This is a genomic window from Microbacterium sp. SORGH_AS_0505, from assembly GCF_030818715.1.
GTDB lineage: Bacteria > Actinomycetota > Actinomycetes > Actinomycetales > Microbacteriaceae > Microbacterium.
Map to the genome: position 1 here is coordinate 2,696,017 of NZ_JAUTAT010000001.1, position 16,719 is coordinate 2,712,735.

Genomic DNA, 16,719 nt, shown 5'->3' on the forward strand with positions numbered 1-16,719 from the left:
CGTGGCGCAGTCTGCGCCCCGATTCGCGTCCTCCCGAATCGCGTGCTAGTGTTTTCTCTTGTGCCGCGGGGTGGAGCAGTTCGGTAGCTCGCTGGGCTCATAACCCAGAGGTCGCAGGTTCAAATCCTGTCCCCGCAACAAAAAAGAAGGCGTTCCCTCTCCGGAGGGGACGCCTTCTTCGCGTGTCAGGGCGGGTCAGTCCGGCAGCATCGCCGTCTCCATGTCCGCCAGGAAGCGCACGATCGTGCGGAGCTCCGCGTCCGTGTAGGCGTCTGCGGCAGTCCGCATCCGACGCAGCCTGTCGCCGAAGTGACGGCGGAACGTCGTGCGCGCCTCGTCCGTCAGCACCACGATCCGAGCGCGACGATCATGCGGATGCGGGATGCGAGTCAGGTAGCCGTCCGCGGTAAGCCGGTCCAGCAGCTTCGTGGTCGACGCCGTCGAGATGGCGAGGTGCGACGCCAGGTCGTTCGGCTTCACGACCTCGCCGTGCTGCTCCCGGATGATGAGCATCCGCAGCGCCGCGAGATCGGTCGCGTTCATGTCCATGTCACCGCGCAGACCCGCGTACATTCGATCCAGGGAGTCCGAGAACGCGCGGACGGCCTCGAGTGCACTCATCACGACAGCGCCACGCTCGGTGGTCGGGATCCACGGTTCTGCAACCATTGGACACCTCCTGGGTCGATAGGTAGCATGACGGATGATCGCTAGATAATCTAGCAACTTACGGAGGAATCGTGTCTGACATCGAGTACGTCGTCTTGATGGATGATGACGGCCGCGACATCGGGACGGCTCCCAAGGCAACGGTCCACGGTACCGACACGGCACTCCATTTCGCATTCTCCTGCCACGTCTACAACTCGCAAGGCCAGATCCTGGTGACGCGCCGAGCGCTCAGCAAGGCGGCGTGGCCCGGAGTATGGACCAACTCGTTCTGCGGTCACCCCGGCCCGGGCGAAGCGGTCCTCGACGCCGTCCACCGGCGCGCCGCGCACGAGGTCGGGTTGGCCGTACGCGACGTGACGCCGACCATCCCGGGCTTCCGCTACCGCGCGGTCGATGCATCCGGGATCGTCGAGAACGAGATCTGCCCCGTCTACGTCGCCTACACGGACGAGGAGCCGGTGCTCAATCCGGACGAAGTCGCCGAAGCACGATGGGTCGACCCTGCCGACCTCGCCGCCTCGGTCTCGGCGGCGCCCTGGGCGTTCAGCCCGTGGCTCGTCCTCCAGGCGCAGCAGTTCGATCTGGCAGACCCGGTGTCCGTCCGGAGGGCCTCATGATCGCCCTGTCCGCAATCGCTCGACGCGAGATCGACGATGCCCTGCAGGTCGCGCTCGAGCGTCTCCGCATCCGTTCCGCCGCCCTCGGCGAGGCATCGGCCGCCCTCGGCGAGGCCACCGCCGCCTCCGCCACGGGCGGGAAGCAGCTGCGACCGGCGCTCGTCGTCGCGGCGTTCCAGGCCTTCGGCGGCGACATCGGCCACTCCCCCGGACTGTGGCGCGTCGCCGCAGCGTTCGAGCTCCTGCACGCCGCATTCGTGGTGCACGACGACCTGATCGACGGAGACGTCGAGCGTCGCGGCATCCCGAACGTCGTCGGACGGTTCCGCGAACGCGCTCTGGCGCGCGGCGGGGATGCCGATGACGCGAACCTCCTCGGGGCCGCTGCGGCGGTCCTCGCCGGCGATCTCCTGCTCTTCGAGGCGACGCGCCTGATCGCCACCGCGCCCGTGACCGCACCGCAGCGCGCCGCGCTGTTCGTCCTCCTCGACGACGCCCTGCTGGTCTCGGCCGCCGGCGAACTCGCCGACGTCGAGCAGACCATCGGCGCGGACCTCCCGCCCACCGATTCGCTGATCCGCACCGCCCGCGACAAGACGGCCTTCTACTCCTTCCAGGCCCCGCTCGCCGCCGGTGCGCTCCTCGCGGGAGCCAGCGACGACGAGCGCGCGGCACTCGAATCCGCGGGGCTCGGCGATCGGAGTGGCCTTCCAACTCGCCGACGACCTGATCGGCACCTTCGGGTCTCGGGCGGAGGCCGGGCGCGAGCCGGGTGCCGATCTCCGTGCGTCGAAGCGGACGCCTCTGATAGCCATGGCGGCCGAAACCGAGGCGTGGCCGCGGATCGCGTCCGCCCTCGCCATGGCGCCGACCGGTCCCATCGCCATCGCCGAGGCTCAGCGGGAGCTCGCTGCCAGCGGCGCACGGGAGCGTGCTGTCGAGATGATCGCCGAAACGCTCCGCGCCGCACGCAGCCATGCCGCCGACGCCGCGCTCCCGCGCGACGCCGTCGTTCTGCTCGCCTCCCTCGCGGCTGCCGTGGAGGACCGCATCCCTCGATGAGCGACTCCCTGTACGACGAGACGGCAGCAGCAGCGGCGGCATCCGTCATCCGCGCCTACTCCACGTCCTTCGGACTCGCCACCACTCTTCTCGGGCCGCGCGTGCGGGGCCATGTGCGGAACGTGTACGCGCTCGTCCGGGTCGCCGACGAGATCGTCGACGGTGCGGCCGAGGCCGCAGGCGTCCCGCTGGACGAGCAGCGACGCGTCCTCGACGCACTCGAGGCGGAGACCTACGCGGCGATCGACCGCGGCTTCAGCGCCAACCTCGTCGTGCATGCGTTCGCGCGGACCTCGAGGGAGAGCGGGATCGCGAGGGTGCACATCGAGCCGTTCTTCGCGTCGATGCGAACCGACCTCGAGCGGGCCGAGCACGACGACGCCTCGCACGACGACTACGTGTACGGCTCCGCGGAGGTCGTCGGCCTCATGTGCCTGCAGGTCTTCGTCAACGCGGGGAGCGCGTCACCGCGGGATCCCGACGCGAAGCTCGTCTCCGGTGCCCGGCGACTCGGAGCGGCGTTCCAGGACATCAACTTCCTGCGCGACCACGCCGACGACGCGGGTCGCCTCGGCCGGGACTATCTCGGCGTGGGTGTCGGCGCCGAGCGACGCGCCGACGTCCTCGCACGCATCGACGCGGATCTGGATGCCGCAGCCGCGACGATCCCGCTCCTTCCCGCGGACTGCCGTGTCGCAGTCGCGACGGCGCACGGGCTGTTCGCCTCGCTCGCCGAGAGGCTGCACCGCACCGAGGATGTCGACACGCGCATCCGCGTGCCCAATCCCGTCAAAGCCGCGATCGCGGTGCGCGCCGCCGTCGCGCACCGCACCCTGCTCCCCGCCCGACGGTCCGCACCCTCACGGAGGTCCCCCGCATGACCCGCCGCATCGCCATCATCGGAGGCGGGATCACCGGTCTCGCGACCGCTGCGCTCCTCGCCGACCGCGGGGATGAGGTGACCGTTTTCGAGGCTATGGACGACGTCGGCGGTCGCGCCGGCAGCTGGGAGAAGGACGGCTTCCGCTTCGACACGGGCCCCAGCTGGTACCTCATGCCCGAGGTCTTCGACCACTTCTTCGCTCTCCTCGGCACGACTGCTGCGGAGCAGCTCGACCTCGTACGGCTCGACCCCGCCTACCGCGTCTACCACGAGGGCGAGCGTGAGCCGTTCGACGTCGTGTCGGGACGGGATGCCGCCGTCGCGGCCTTCGAGGCGCGCGAACCCGGCGCCGGTGCGAAGCTCGCCGCGTACCTCGACTCCGCCGGCGAGATCTACGACCTCGCCGTCTCGCGGTTCCTCTACGACCCGTACGTCTCCGTGAAGGGACTGGCCCACCCCGACGTCCTCAGCAAGCTCGGGACGCTCCTGCCGCTCCTGCTGCGCCCGCTCTCGACCCACGTCGAGAAGCAGTTCTCCGATCCGGTCCTCCAGCAGGTGCTCGGGTACCCGGCAGTGTTCCTGGGCGGCTCCCCGTACGACGCTCCGAGCCTGTACCACCTGATGAGCCACCTCGACCTCGACGACGGCGTGCTGTATCCGCGGGGCGGCTTCGTGCAGATCATCCGCGCCATCGCCCGCCTGGCCGAGGAGCGCGGTGCCGTGATCCGGACCTCGAGCAAAGTCGATCGGATCATCACCGTCGGCGACGTGGCCACCGGCATCCGTCTCGCCGACGGCACCCGCGTCGAAGCCGATCACGTCATCTCCACGGCCGACATGCACCACACCGAGACGGAGCTGCTCGAGCCCGACCTCCGCTCGCGGAGCGACGCCTGGTGGGACAAGCGCGTCCCCTCGTTCGGCGCCCTCCTGATCCTCCTCGGCGTCGAAGGCGAACTGCCCGAGCTCGAGCACCACACCCTCCTGTTCACGAAGGACTGGAAGGCGAACTTCGACGCGATCTTCGGCGAGGACACCACCGGCGCGATCCCCGATCCCGCATCGCTGTACGTGTGCCGACCGAGCGCCACGGATGACGACGTCGCACCCGCCGGCCACGAGAACCTGTTCGTCCTCGTCCCCATGCCGGCCGCTCCCGAGCTCGGTCGCGGCGGCGTCGACGGCGCCGGCGACGCCCCTATCGAGGCCGCCGCGGACGCCGTCATCGCCCAGATCGCCGCCTGGACGGGTGTCGCCGACCTCGCCGACCGCGTGCGCGTGCGCCGCACCATCTCGCCCGGCGACTTCGCCGCCGACTTCGGCTCCTTCCGGGGCGGTGCGCTCGGCCTCGCCCACACCCTGCGGCAGTCGGCCATGTTCCGCCCGGGTCTGCGCTCGAAGGTGGACGGGCTGCTCTACGCCGGCCAGACGGTCCTGCCGGGCGTCGGTCTGCCGATGTGCCTCATCTCCGCCGAACTCGTCGTCAAACTCCTCGACGGCGACATCTCCACGGGTCAGATCCCCGAGCCCCTCGCCTCGGAGCGCTGAGGTCCATGCCGGGTCTCTACCTCGGCGCCCTGATCGTCTCGGCGCTCGGCGTGCTCGCCGTCGACCTGCGTCACCGACTCGCTTTCGGAGAGGCCCCGCGACGGACCGCTGTCCTCGTCCTCTGCGGGACCGTATTCCTCCTCGTCTGGGATCTCGTCGGGATCGCGACCGGCGTCTTCGTCCGTGGCGAGAGCCCGCTCCTCATCGGGATCGACCTCGCTCCGCACCTGCCGCTCGAGGAACCCGTCTTCCTCGCTTTCCTCTGTCACCTCGCCCTCGTGATCCACGCCGGCGTGACGCGCGCCCGCGCCGCACGACGCCGGCCCCGCGGACAGGAGACGACGTGACGTACCCGCTCATCGTCGTCCCGTTCCTCGTGATCACGGTCACCGTGACGCTCGCCTCTCTCCGGCGCCCCGGCCGTCGCGAACGACTGATCGCCTCAGCGTGGACGGCTGCCGTTCTCTTCGTCCTCACCGCGATCTTCGACAACATCATGATCGCCGCGGACCTCTTCACGTATCCCGAAGAGCACATCAGCGGCATCCGCGTCGGGCTCGCTCCTGTCGAGGACTTCGCCTATCCGCTCTGCGTCGCCTTCCTCCTCCCCGCGATCTCGGCCCTGATTCCCGAACGAAGGGATGCCGCGTGACACCGGTGCGCTTCGCCCGACAGCTCTTCGTGTCCTCCCGACCGGTCAGCTGGATCAACACCGCGTTCCCGTTCGCGGCCGCATACCTCCTGAGTGCGCGGGAGATCGACCTCGTCCTGGTGGTGGGGACGATCTTCTTCCTCGTTCCGTACAACGTCGCGATGTACGGCATCAACGACGTCTTCGACTACGAATCGGATCTGCGGAATCCCCGCAAGGGCGGCGCGCACGGCGCCATCCTCGAGAAGAGCCTGCACGCTCCGACCCTCTGGGCCTCCGGACTGCTGTGCGCGCCGTTCGTGGTCTTCCTGGTGATCGTCGGTCCGCCGCTGTCCTGGCTCGTCCTTCTCGTGAGCCTGCTCGCCGTCGTCTTCTACAGCGCTCCGCCCCTCCGTCTGAAGGAGCGGCCCTTCGCCGACTCGGTGACCAGCAGCATGCACTTCTTCTCGCCGGCGGTCTACGCGCTCGTGCTGACGGAGGCGACGTGGACACCGCAACTCGTCCTCATCATCGTCGGGTTCGCGCTGTGGGGCGCGGCCTCGCACGCATTCGGAGCGGTGCAGGACGTCGTCGCCGACCGCGAAGCGGGGATCTCGTCGATCGCGACGGTCCGCGGCGCCGCCTGGACGGTGCGCTTCTCGCTCGTCGCCTACGCGGCGGCGGGACTCGCGATGCTCGGCACCACGTGGCCTGGGCCCCTCGCGGCGATCGTCGCTCTCCCCTACCTCGCGACGGTGTGGCCGTACCGTTCGGTTCGCGATGAGGATGCCGCGTCCGCCACCCGCGGCTGGGACCGGTTCCTCTGGCTCAACCAGTTCGCCGGCTTCGTCGTCACGCTGCTGATGATCTGGTGGGGGCTGTTCCTGTCCTGAACAGCCCCCACCGGGTCATCGCGGGATCAGTTCCCGTCGAGCTGGATGAGCCGGTCGAGGATGTTGGTGAGCTTCTCGTCTTCCTGGCCGTAGGTCGCCCAGTCACCCTTCTGCATCGCGGCATCACGCGCCATCATGACGTCGCGAGCCTCCTGGAGGAGCCGAGCGGTCTCATCGCCGGTGCCGGCGGTCGGCGGCTCGGTGCCGTCGGTCGCCTCGGGGGACGGCGTCGCCTCGGGCGAGCCCGAGGGCGTCGGGGTGGTCCCTTCGTCACCCGCGGTCGCACCGGAGTCGCCGCCGAAGAGCTGGTCGAGCGCTTCTTGGAGCGTGTCCTCGAAGGCGACCTCCTTACCGAACGAGACCAGGATCTTCCGAAGCTGCGGGAGCTGCGTCCCGCTCGAGGCCTGGACGAACACCGGCTGGACATAGAGCAGACCGCCGCCGACCGGGAGAGTCAGCAGGTTTCCGTTACGGACATCGGACTGACCCTGTTGCAGAAGGTTGACCTCCCGCGCCACGGTGGCATTCGACCGGAAGTCGTTCTGCACTTGACCGGGTCCCGGGACCGAAACGTCAGCGCCGATCTCGAGCATGCGGAGCTTGCCGTAGTCGGCGCCCTTCTTCCCCTTCTCCGACCCTGCATTGGAGTCCACGGCCAGGTATCCGAGCAAGACGTTCCGCTCTCCGTCACCCTCCGACGCGGGGATGAACGACGTGAACATCGAGAACGAGGGATTGTCCTGCCCGGGCATCTGCATCGTCAGGTAGTAGGGGGGCTGCAGGTTCGAGTTGTCCACCGGGTCCTGCGGGGTCCGCCAGGCGTTGTCGCGTCGGATGAACGACTGCGCATCGTCGACGTGGTAGGTGCCGAGCATCGCGCGCTGCACCTTGAACAGGTCCGTCGGGTAGCGCACGTGACTCATGAGGTCGCCCGACATCTCGCTGATGGGACGGAGCGTCGAGGGGTAGACCTTCTGCCATGCCTGCAGCAGCGGGTCGGTCTCGTCCCATGCATACAGCTTCACCGAACCGTCGTAGGCATCGACGGTCGCCTTGACGGAGTTGCGGATGTAGTTGATGTCATCGAGCGCCACCCGCGGCTGCGTGTTCGTCGTGTCGGAGATCGCATTCCGGAGGCTCACGATCGACGAGTACGGGTAGTTGTTGCTCAGGGTGTATCCGTCGATGATCCACACGACGCGCCCGTCCACGACGCTCGGGTACGGGTCGCTGTCGAGCTCGAGGTACGGTGCGACCTTCTGAACACGGTCGCGCGGGTTCCGGTCGTACAGAATCTGCGAGCTGTCGTTGATCCCGTCCGAGAACAGGATGTCGGTGGACTGGAACTTCAGCGCGTACAGCAGTCGGTTGAAGGGGTTGCCGATGTCCGGTCCGCCGTTTCCGGTGAAGGTCGTCCGCGTCTGGTCCGACCCGTCCTCGCCGCGCGGGTAGTCCAGCTCGACGGGATCCGATCCCTTCGGGGCGCCGACGATCGAATACGGCGGCGAATATTCGCCGAAGTAGATCCGCGGCTCGTAGTTCTCGCTCTTGGTCAACTCACCCGAGGTCGGGATGCCGCGCTCCATGAAGACGGGGTTGCCGTCATCGGTCCGCTCGTTGCCCTTCGCAGCGACGACGCCGTAGCCGTGGGTGTACACGAGGGTGTTGTTGTACCAGGACTGCGCGTTGCCCAACTGGCCGAGGTTCAGCTCACGGACCGAGACCACGGCATCCTGCGTCTTGCCCTCGATCTCGTAGCGATCGACGTCCAGCGGGTTCTGGAACTGGTAGTACGAGCGGTACTGCTCGAGCTGACGGACGGTGGGGCCGATGATGGCGGGGTCCATGATGCGCAGCGACGCGGTCGTGTCGGCGTCTGCCCGCAGCTGACCCTCTTCGGCCGTGGTCACCGCTTCGTAGTCGGTCTTCTCGAGTCCGTTGATCCCGTAGGCGAACTTCGTCGCGGCGAGGTTGCGGTCGACGAACGGCGCCTCGTACGTCTCGAGGTTCGGTGCGACCTGGAACTGGCTGACGGCCCACGGGTAGGCCACACCGACCACGAGGGACGAGACGATCAGGAGTGCGGTACCGATGAGGGGGAAGCGCCACCGGCCGATGATGGCCGTCACGATGAACAGCGCCGCGACGATGGCGGCGGCGATCGAGACGATCGCGAGACCCGGGATCACGGCGTTGACGTCGACGTAGCTGGCTCCCGTGAACCGGTCGCCCTGCGTCGTGAGGGTCTTGTAGCGGTCGAACCACAGGCTGACCGCCTGCACGGCCAGGTAGAGCGCCGCGACGACCGCCAGCTGGATGCGAGCCGCCTTCGAGATGCGCAGTTCACGCTGACCCACCCGGACCGAGCCGTAGAGGTAGGCGACGACCACCGTGACGAGGAGGCAGATGAGGAGCACCGCCGACGCGAAGCCGAGCACGATGCTGTAGAACGGCATCTGGAACAGGTAGAAGCCCGTGTCGAGACCGAACTCCGGGTCCTTCTGGCCGGTCGAGACGCCGTTGACCCAAAGCCACACCGTCTCCCACTGCGCCGACGCGGCGAACCCGGCGAAGAAGCCGAAGAACACCGGGATCCCCCACATCGCGAGGCGACGCAGGGGCTCGACGACTTCCTGGTAGTGGTCCAGCTGCGAGCTCAGTCGTGCGTACACGGGACGCAGGCGGTAGGCCAGCTGGATGGCTGCGAAGACGGGGACGGCCATCGCCACGAATCCGATGACGAACATGACGACCCGCGCGGTCCACTGCGTCACGAGGACGCCGTCGAAACCGAGCTGCCGGTACCACTGCCAATCCGTGTACAGGTTCGCGAACGCGAAGAACGCGATCACCAGCACAACCAACACGCCAACGGTGATGGCGATCGTGCGGCGGACAGGATTCGGAGGGGTGGACGTGGCCGGCCCGGCAGGTGTCGAGGTCACACCCTCATCCTAGGCGGCGGCTGTTGCGACCCGGCCTCGCCCCCGTGCGCTCTCGGCGGAATCGCAGGGGTGGCGCGCTCACCCCGCAGCGCAGACGGGCAGTTCGTCGACACCCGTGCCGGTCCGGATCGCGTCGAGCGCACCCAGCGAGTCGTCGAGCGTCGAGACGGGGATCACGCGGAGCCCGCTCGGGACATGTCCGACGACCTCACCGCAGTTCTCCTTCGGAGCGAGGAAGTAGCTCGCTCCGGCATCCCGCGCACCGTACAGCTTCTGTCGGATGCCGCCGATCGGACCGATCGTGCCGGCCGCGTCGATCGTCCCCGTCCCGGCGACCTGCTCGCCGCCGTTGAGCTCGCCGGGTGTCAGGGTGTCGATGATCCCCAGCGCGAACATCTGACCCGCACTCGGGCCGCCGATCCTGTCGAGCTGGATCGTGACGTCGATCGGGAAGTCGAAGTCGCGCTCGGTGGTGATCCCGATGATCCAGACCGGTCCGTCCTCCGACTCGGTGCGGGCCGGAGTGATCGTGACCGGGCGCTCCTCGCCATCGCGACGGATCACGAGGTCCACGGGGTCGCCTCCGCCGTCATTGATGACAGACCGCAGCTGCGCCGTGTCTGTGATCGTCGTGCCGCCGGCGGAGACGATCTCATCGCCCACCTGGAGGATCCCCGTCGCGGGAGAGTCCTTCGGGAGGGCGCCCACCCCGACGTGCTCACGCACCGTGTAACCGAGCTGGGTGAGGGCGGCGGCGGTCGCTTCCTTCTGGGAGTCGACCATGAGCGCCGCGTTCTCCTCGTTCCGCTGCTCCGTCGTCGTCCCGGCGGGGAAGATGCTGTCGACCGGGAGGACCGCTTCGGCGGGGTCGAACCAGGCGAGCGCGAGCTCGAACCACGAGGGGGTCTGCTCGCGGTTCCCCAGGACCTGCACCGTCGTCAGATCCAGCGCGCCTCCCGTCGGGTACGTCTGCGCACCCGACACCGAGATCAGCGGGACGTCCTCGCCGTCGGCGTTCTCGGCCGTCCCCAGCGTGTTGACCACCGGCCCCTGTCGCTGGATGACGTAGCCGGTCGGAAGGAAGCTCAGAACGAGCAGGGCGACGAGCGCGACGACGAGAGCCCAGACGCCGGCCGCGAACCGCCGCGATTGGGTGGAGGAGCGACGCTCGGCGCGCTCGGGTACAGGCGTGAAGAACGACACGCGGGTCCTTCCTCCGGTGCTCGTTCGCGACCGGCGTACACGGGACGTCTCCCGCTCGGACCGGGCGGAGAAAACCTGCGACTAGCGTAGAACGAGACGTCTCCCCCCTGCTGAAAGGCGCCTGACATGACCGATCCTGCAGACGACGATCTGCCCGGTGACGACGACCTCGCCGAGATGCTGCGGCGCATGCTCGGCGGGCAGGGCGGGATCGACCCTGAGCAGCTCCGTCAGCTCTCGAGCATGGGCATCGATCCGGCGATGATGCAGAACATCATGCGGCAGTTCCAGGCCGCGATGTCCGCTGACGGCGACGACGACGGCCTCGACTGGTCCGCCGCGAAGACGCAGGCGCTGCACATCGCGAACCGCGACGGGCTGGGCATCAGTTCCGGTGCCCGAACCGAGTTCGATCAGGCGTTCGCCCTCGCCTCGCTCTGGCTCAGCGAGGTCACCGCGATCGCCGAGCTCGCCCAGGAGCCGAAGCCCATCACGCGCGGCCAGTGGGTCGAAGCCACGCTCCCGGTGTGGCAGGAGCTCGCCGAGCCGGTGGCCACGTCGATCAGCGACGCTCTCATGGCGGCCCTCGAATCGCAGACGCCCGAAGAGATGCGGCCGGCGATCCAGGGCGCGGGACGCCTCATGCGCCGCGTCGGCGGCGCGCTTTTCGCCGGGCAGCTCGGGTCGGTGATCGGGAAGCTCTCCCTCGAGGTCGTCAGCGGTGGTGACGTCGGCATCCCTCTCATGCCCACGGGCGACGCCGCGATCCTGCCGCAGAACTTCGCCGACTTCGGACGCGACCTCGAGATCGAGGAGGACCAGCTCGCCCTCGTCCTGGCGACCCGCGAGCTGGCACACGCCCGCCTGTTCCGTCACGCCCGGTGGCTGCGCCTGCACGTCATCTCGCAGGTGACCGACTTCGCGCGCGGTGTCCACGTGGACACGGATGCACTCGAGGAGCTCGCGTCGCGCTTCGACCCGTCGGCACCCGAGGAGCTGAAGTCAGCGATCGAGAGCGGCGCGCTCCTCCCCCAGCGCTCCGAAGCCCAGGTCGCCGCTCTCACCCGGCTCGAGAACCTCCTCGCCACGATCGAGGGGTGGGTCGACGTCGTGACCGCGGACGCGACGACTCGCGTCCCGTCAGCCGATCGCATCGCCGAGGCGGTACGCCGCCGCCGCGCCGTCGGTGGACCCGGCGAGCAGGCGATGGCCTCGCTCGTGGGTCTGGAGCTGCGTCCGCGGCGCCTGCGCGAGGCCGCCGCGATGTGGCGGGCCGTCACGGATGCCGTCGGTCCTGCTGTCCGCGATGGGCTGTGGGACTATCCCGACCTGATGCCCACCGCAGAGGACATCGACGACCCCGCCGGTCTCATCGCCCGTCTGCAGGCCCGTCAGCGGGGCGAGGAGCCCGAGCGCGATGCCTTCGACGACGCCCTCGCGGCGCTGCTCGACGAGGAAGCCGCGGCGGACGACGCCTCCGGAGAAACCCCGAAGAACGACGACGAGCCGGGTGACGACGGCCCGACGGGCCCGCGCCCGGTCTGAGCCGACAGCCTCCTCCACAGAAGCCCCGCAGCGGATCGTGATCGCGGCGGCTGTGGAGGGGGCACACGCCGCGCGGCGGTCGCCGACAGAATCACGGCATGCTGCGCCTCGCTCCCTCGCATCCTCCGCTCTGGCGGACACCCACGAGCGTCCAGTTGGGGATCGACGACGAAACTCCCCTGACGGGACTGCGCCCGTGGCAGGAGCGACTGCTCGACGAACTCGTGAGCGGCATCCCGGACGCGCGACTCGGTCCGCTCGCACGTGAACTGGGCGCGAGCGATGCCGAGGCGGACGCCTTCATCCGCCGTATCCAGGACTCCCTCGTCACCGATGAGATCGCGAGCCCTCCCGTGCGCGTCGAGCTCCCCGCGGACCTCGCGCGGGAGGAGGAGCGGACGCTGCTGGCGGGTATGGCGGGCGCCGGTCTGACCGTCGAGGACACCGCTCGCTGGGCGCTGCAATCGGGGTACGCGCCGATCGTCCTCGTGGCTGCTCGCCTGGTCGACCCGCATCGCGCTGCGCGCCTGACGGCGAGCGACATCCCGCACCTTCCCATCGAGCTGTCGGGCGATCGGGTCGTGGTGGGCCCGCTCGTGATCCCCGGCGCCACCGCCTGCCTGGCGTGCGTGCACGCCGAACGACGCGAGCGTGATCCGGAGTGGCCGCTCGTCGCCGCTCAACTGCTCGCCCGCCCGTCGGTCCCGACGGACCCGCTGCTCCTCGTCGAGGCGGCGACGCTCGCCGCGCGCATGCTCCGGACCGGAGACGCCGGGAGATCGATCGTCGTCAGCGCGACGGACGACCGGCGCGAGCTCCGCGAGCACCGGCCTCACGGAGCGTGCCTCTGCCGATCTCCTGAAGGAATCTGGATCGCTGACGCTCCCGATTCCCCGACCGCTGCGCCCACGACAGTGACAGCGTTCGCGCGGCCCGCGTGACGCCGACGTACGCCAGGCGGCGTTCCTCGTCGACCTGCTCGAACGTCGTCGCGTAGGAGATCGGGAGCAGCCCCTCGCTCAATCCCATGAGATGCACGTGCGCCCACTCCAACCCCTTCGCCGCGTGAAGGGTCGCGAGGGTCACGGTGCGCATCGCCGGTTCGTGCTGGGCCCTGGCGCGGGCCGTCAGCTCGTCGGTGAACGCCCGCAGGGTCGTACCCTCCGGCGCCTCTTCGGCGAGGCGGAGAACCGCAGCCCGCGCCTCCCACTGATCGCGCAGCGCGCCCCCCGCGGGAGGAGCCTCGTCCGTCAACCCGAGCGACCGCAGCACGTCCCGGACCGTCGCGATGAAGGACCCGGACATCGGCGCGACCGATGCACCGCGAAGCGCGAGAAGCGCCTGGCGGACCTCGGGCAGGTCCCAGAATCTCTTGCCGCCGAGGACGGTCGCAGCGATGCCGCGCGACGAGAGGGCGGCGAGCAACGGCGCCGACTGGGCGTTCAAGCGGTAGAGGACCGCGATGTCGTGCGGGTCGATACCCGTCTTCAGCTGCGCGGCGATTCGATCCGCGATGCCGTCGGCCTCGGCGGCGTCGTCCTCGTAGGAGGTGACCTCGGGCGCGGGACCGGCGGGGGCCGGCGTCACGAGCTGGAGCGCCCCGGGCCGCCCGCGCATCAGTTCGTTCGCGACGGCCAGGACCGCGGCATCCGATCGGTAGTTCCGCTCCAGGCGCACGACGGTGACGTCCTCGTCGCGCTGGGCGAACTCGAGGAGATAGCGCGGATCGGCACCCGCGAACGAGTAGATCGTCTGGCTCGCGTCGCCGACGACGCACAGATCCTTACGGTCGCCGAGCCACAGCTGGAGCAGGCGGTGCTGGACCGGCGAGACGTCCTGATACTCGTCGACGGTGAAGTGCCGGTACTGCTCATGGACGGCCGTCGCGACGCGCGGCTCCGACTCGATCATCCCGGCGCACGCGAGCAGGACGTCCTCGAAGTCGAGCTGACGCCGCTCGTCCTTCAGCTTCTCGTACGCGCGCTGCAGGCCGACGAGGGGGTCGATCGAGAGACCCGGGATGCCGGTGGGCCGCACCTGCGCATAGTCCTCGATCGATCGCATCGTGACCTTGCGCCACTCGATCTGCGAGGCGACGTCACGCAGCGTCGACGCATCGAGGCGCAGGCCGATCCCGTCGGCGGCGTGAGCGAGGAGGCGCACCTTGCTGTCGACGATCGCCGGGGCGGTGTCTCCCGCGACCTGGGGCCAGAAGAAGTTCAGCTGTGCGAGGGCTGCAGCGTGGAACGTGCGCGCCGCGACTCCCTCCACGCCGAGCGACCGGAGTCGGCCGCGCAGCTCGCCCGCGGCCTTCGTCGTGAACGTGACCGCCATGACGCGCTGCGGCGAGTAGGCGCCGGTGTCGACGCCGTGAGCGATCCGGTGTGTGATGACACGCGTCTTTCCGGTACCGGCACCCGCGAGGACGCACACGTAACCCCGGAGGGTGCTCGCCGCTTCGCGCTGACGGTCGTCGAGATCGGCGAGGGGGTCCGAGCTCACTCCCCCACCCACCGGAGGATCAGGCTGCGTGCGATCGACGCGGACCCCGGGAGGCGGATCTCACCGCGACCTGCGAGAGCCTCGCGGATCTCGGCGCGCGTGAACCAACGGACGTCGAGGATCTCCTCCCCGTCGGGACGCGCCTCGTCATCGGCGACGGCGTAGGCGGTGAACCCGAGCATGAGCGAACGCGGGTACGGCCACGCCTGCGAACCGCGATAGACGATGCGGTCCAGGCGCACGCCCGCCTCCTCGGCGACCTCGCGTTCGACGGTGGTCTCGAGGGACTCCCCCGCCTCGACGAATCCGGCGAACGTCGAGTACACCGGGATGTCTCCCCACGCCGCGTTGCGCCCGAGCAGGAGTCGTTCACCGTCCGCACTCGCGACAGCCACGATGACGGCGGGATCCGTCCGGGGGAAGTGCTGACGTCCGCAGACGACGCATCGCCGGGACCAGCCGGCCTGCTGGATCTCCGTCGACCCTCCGCAGGTCGGGCAGAACGGCGCATCGATCAGCCAGCGCCCGAGGCTCAGCCCCTGGACGACGCGTCCGGCGTCGTCGGGGTCGAGTTCTCCGCCGATCACGCGCAGGCTGCCCCAGCCGGCCGCATCCACGACCGGTTCGGGGGCCGCGGCGGGCAGAGCCGCCAGCGCGACGGCATGCTGGCCGGCGTCGCGTCCGAGGAAGGCCCAGACGGCGTCACCGGGGACGGCGTCCGGACGGAGCCACCGGAGGGCGGAATGCTGGTCGAGCGGGGCACGGTCGCCGTGCAGCAGCAGGACACGCGTACCGGCGTCCTGCTGGATGCGGGTGAGCAGACCTTCGTCGAGACGCTCTTCGGCTGCACGGTCGATGACCGCTCGAGCCAGTGGCGGCGGGACGTCCTTCGTCGTCATCGAGGACCTCTCTTGCGGGCGTGGCGCGAATGCGCTGCGGCGGGCCCCGCCTACCCTGGGGGGCATGGCACGCTCTCCTCTCACTCTAGCCGCGGCGGCGACGGCAGCTCTCTCGCAAGCCTCGGGCGTGCGCACGAGCATCACCGCAGCGGGACGGCTGAGCGAAGGGGCCGGCGGACGGTACGACAGCGCGCTCGTCCACCTCGACGACGGCACACGGCTCGTCGTCCGGGTGCCCGAGAGCGACGAGGCCGAAACGGACGCCTCGCGGGAGGCTGCCGCGCTCGCTGCGCTGACGGCCGGTGTCCGGACCATGCTTCCGTTCCGCGCCCCCGAGGTCCTCGGCCAGGCGCGGATCGACGGCCGCACCGCCCGTGTCGAGACGCACCTGCCGGGATACCGCGTCGACGCGGCGCACATCCCGGCCGGCCGCGGTGTGGCGACAGCCGTTGCGACGGCGATCGCCGGCGTCCACGATCTGCCGACCTCGATCGTCCAGAGCGCGGGCCTTCCGTCCCGCACGGCCGCGCAGGTCCGTTCCGACACCGAGCGCCTCCTCGACCGCGCCGAAGCCCACCGGGCGTCTGCCGTTCGGACTCCTGCGTCGGTGGAGCCGCGCCATCGCGCTGGACGGCCTGTGGAACGTCGAGCCCACGGTCGTCCTGGGCGGCATCGACCCCGCCTCCTTCACCCTGATCGACGTCGACGGCGTCCCGACCGTCGACGGCTTGCTGGCCTGGGGCGGACTGAGCGTCGGCGACCCCGCCGAGGACCTCCGCTGGATCGCCAGTGCTCCGGATGCCGCCCCCGACGTCATCGCCGCGTATGCCGCGGCCGCGGGACGCTCGCCCGACACGATGCTCGCCGAGCGCGCTCGCCTGCACGCCGAGCTCGAATTCGCCAAGTGGCTCGTGCATGGACACGAATCCGCGTCCGATTCGGTGATGACGGATGCCGTCGCGCTGCTCACCTCCCTCGACGAGAGCGTCCGCGACGAGCCGCCGATCGGCTCGGGCACGGTGAGCATCGACGACGCCATCGCGGCGATCGGCCGTGTGCCTGCAACGACCACCGAGTCCATCGACACGTCGATGCAGACCGACGCCTACGACCCCGGAATGCTGGACGGCTACGAGGACGAGGCTCCTGAGCCGGTGGAATCCCGAGAGGGCGACGAGACCGAAGCGATCGAGTTCAGCGACTGGCCCGGGACCGACGACGCGCCGGCGGCCGAGGAGCGCGACCCCGACGACGCCGCGAAGAACGCGCTCCGCCGCTGGACGGGAACCGCCTGAACCCTTCCGCCCGCTGGCCCCGCG

13 protein-coding genes, 1 tRNA gene and 2 pseudogenes are annotated in these 16,719 nt (G+C 69.7%); 11 read left to right on the forward strand and 5 right to left on the reverse strand.

Translation table 11 applies throughout. The features are described 5' to 3' along the window. Nucleotides 1–64: 64 nt before the first annotated feature. A tRNA-Met gene (locus QE428_RS13505) sits at nucleotides 65–138 on the forward strand. 57 nt (nucleotides 139–195) lie between these two features. Here QE428_RS13505 and QE428_RS13510 read toward each other — a convergent pair. Beyond that, nucleotides 196–669 carry a MarR family winged helix-turn-helix transcriptional regulator gene (locus QE428_RS13510; RefSeq protein WP_307470229.1) on the reverse strand — a complete coding sequence of 158 codons (474 nt, stop codon included), beginning with the start codon at nucleotides 667–669 and terminating at the stop codon, nucleotides 196–198. Nucleotides 670–740: 71 nt separating this feature from the next. Between QE428_RS13510 and idi the strand changes: the two genes are divergently transcribed. From idi to QE428_RS13550, 8 genes and pseudogenes are all read left to right on the forward strand, one after another. Further along, complete coding sequence (gene idi, locus QE428_RS13515; RefSeq protein ID WP_091354324.1) at nucleotides 741–1,289, forward strand: isopentenyl-diphosphate Delta-isomerase; 549 nt, start codon at nucleotides 741–743, stop codon at nucleotides 1,287–1,289. After that, nucleotides 1,286–1,897: pseudogene (locus QE428_RS13520) on the forward strand (polyprenyl synthetase family protein); the annotation flags it as partial. The gene idi and the pseudogene QE428_RS13520, both read left to right, overlap by 4 nt. 94 nt (nucleotides 1,898–1,991) lie before the next feature. After that, nucleotides 1,992–2,351, forward strand: a complete 360-nt coding sequence (locus QE428_RS13525; RefSeq protein WP_307470757.1) for a hypothetical protein — start codon at nucleotides 1,992–1,994, stop codon at nucleotides 2,349–2,351. Nucleotides 2,352–2,458: 107 nt separating this feature from the next. Continuing rightward, nucleotides 2,459–3,232 (forward strand): annotated as a pseudogene (locus QE428_RS13530) (phytoene/squalene synthase family protein); the annotation flags it as partial. Then, complete coding sequence (gene crtI, locus QE428_RS13535) at nucleotides 3,229–4,782, forward strand: phytoene desaturase family protein (protein WP_307470233.1); 1,554 nt, start codon at nucleotides 3,229–3,231, stop codon at nucleotides 4,780–4,782. The pseudogene QE428_RS13530 and the gene crtI, both read left to right, overlap by 4 nt. A 5-nt stretch (nucleotides 4,783–4,787) precedes the next feature. Beyond that, the gene (locus tag QE428_RS13540; protein WP_091354339.1) at nucleotides 4,788–5,129 is read left to right on the forward strand and encodes a lycopene cyclase domain-containing protein; all 342 of its coding nucleotides are present in this window, start codon (nucleotides 4,788–4,790) and stop codon (nucleotides 5,127–5,129) included. After that, a complete protein-coding gene (locus QE428_RS13545) occupies nucleotides 5,126–5,434 on the forward strand; it encodes a lycopene cyclase domain-containing protein (protein ID WP_091354342.1) in 309 nt (102 codons plus the stop codon). The genes QE428_RS13540 and QE428_RS13545 overlap by 4 nt, the downstream gene beginning before the upstream one ends. After that, nucleotides 5,431–6,306, forward strand: coding sequence for a prenyltransferase (locus tag QE428_RS13550; protein WP_133399763.1), 876 nt, complete (start codon nucleotides 5,431–5,433; stop codon nucleotides 6,304–6,306). Before QE428_RS13545 ends, QE428_RS13550 begins: the two co-directional genes overlap by 4 nt. 26 nt (nucleotides 6,307–6,332) lie before the next feature. On the opposite strand, the gene QE428_RS13555 is transcribed toward QE428_RS13550, so the two are convergent. After that, nucleotides 6,333–9,251, reverse strand: coding sequence for a UPF0182 family protein (locus QE428_RS13555; protein WP_307470236.1), 2,919 nt, complete (start codon nucleotides 9,249–9,251; stop codon nucleotides 6,333–6,335). Nucleotides 9,252–9,329: 78 nt separating this feature from the next. Next, nucleotides 9,330–10,454: a PDZ domain-containing protein gene (locus tag QE428_RS13560; RefSeq protein WP_307470238.1), complete on the reverse strand. Its 1,125-nt coding sequence runs from the start codon at nucleotides 10,452–10,454 to the stop codon at nucleotides 9,330–9,332. Nucleotides 10,455–10,580: 126 nt separating this feature from the next. Here QE428_RS13560 and QE428_RS13565 point away from each other — a divergent pair, with 126 nt between their 5' ends. Then, entirely contained in the window at nucleotides 10,581–11,999 is a 1,419-nt protein-coding gene (locus tag QE428_RS13565) for a zinc-dependent metalloprotease (protein ID WP_307470240.1), read from the forward strand. Nucleotides 12,000–12,788: 789 nt separating this feature from the next. On the opposite strand, the gene QE428_RS13570 is transcribed toward QE428_RS13565, so the two are convergent. Both QE428_RS13570 and nudC read right to left on the reverse strand, forming a co-directional pair. Continuing rightward, nucleotides 12,789–14,501 (reverse strand): ATP-dependent helicase, encoded by a 1,713-nt coding sequence (locus tag QE428_RS13570; protein WP_307470242.1) that lies wholly within the window; start codon nucleotides 14,499–14,501, stop codon nucleotides 12,789–12,791. After that, nucleotides 14,498–15,400 carry an NAD(+) diphosphatase gene (nudC, locus tag QE428_RS13575; protein WP_307470244.1) on the reverse strand — a complete coding sequence of 301 codons (903 nt, stop codon included), beginning with the start codon at nucleotides 15,398–15,400 and terminating at the stop codon, nucleotides 14,498–14,500. Before nudC ends, QE428_RS13570 begins: the two co-directional genes overlap by 4 nt. Before the next feature lie 449 nt (nucleotides 15,401–15,849). On the opposite strand from nudC, the gene QE428_RS13580 reads away from it, so the two are divergent. Next, nucleotides 15,850–16,695 (forward strand): hypothetical protein, encoded by an 846-nt coding sequence (locus tag QE428_RS13580; RefSeq protein WP_307470246.1) that lies wholly within the window; start codon nucleotides 15,850–15,852, stop codon nucleotides 16,693–16,695. Nucleotides 16,696–16,719: the final 24 nt, after the last annotated feature.

What these genes read in the sequence shown, in the direction of transcription:
- nudC (WP_307470244.1), bottom strand. Translation starts at nt 15,400, where the DNA reads ATGACGACGAAGGACGTCCCGCCGCCACTGGCTCGAGCGGTCATCGAC.
- crtI (WP_307470233.1), top strand. Translation starts at nt 3,229, where the DNA reads ATGACCCGCCGCATCGCCATCATCGGAGGCGGGATCACCGGTCTCGCG.
- QE428_RS13565 (WP_307470240.1), top strand. Translation starts at nt 10,581, where the DNA reads ATGACCGATCCTGCAGACGACGATCTGCCCGGTGACGACGACCTCGCC.
- QE428_RS13510 (WP_307470229.1), bottom strand. Translation starts at nt 669, where the DNA reads ATGGTTGCAGAACCGTGGATCCCGACCACCGAGCGTGGCGCTGTCGTG.
- QE428_RS13540 (WP_091354339.1), top strand. Translation starts at nt 4,788, where the DNA reads ATGCCGGGTCTCTACCTCGGCGCCCTGATCGTCTCGGCGCTCGGCGTG.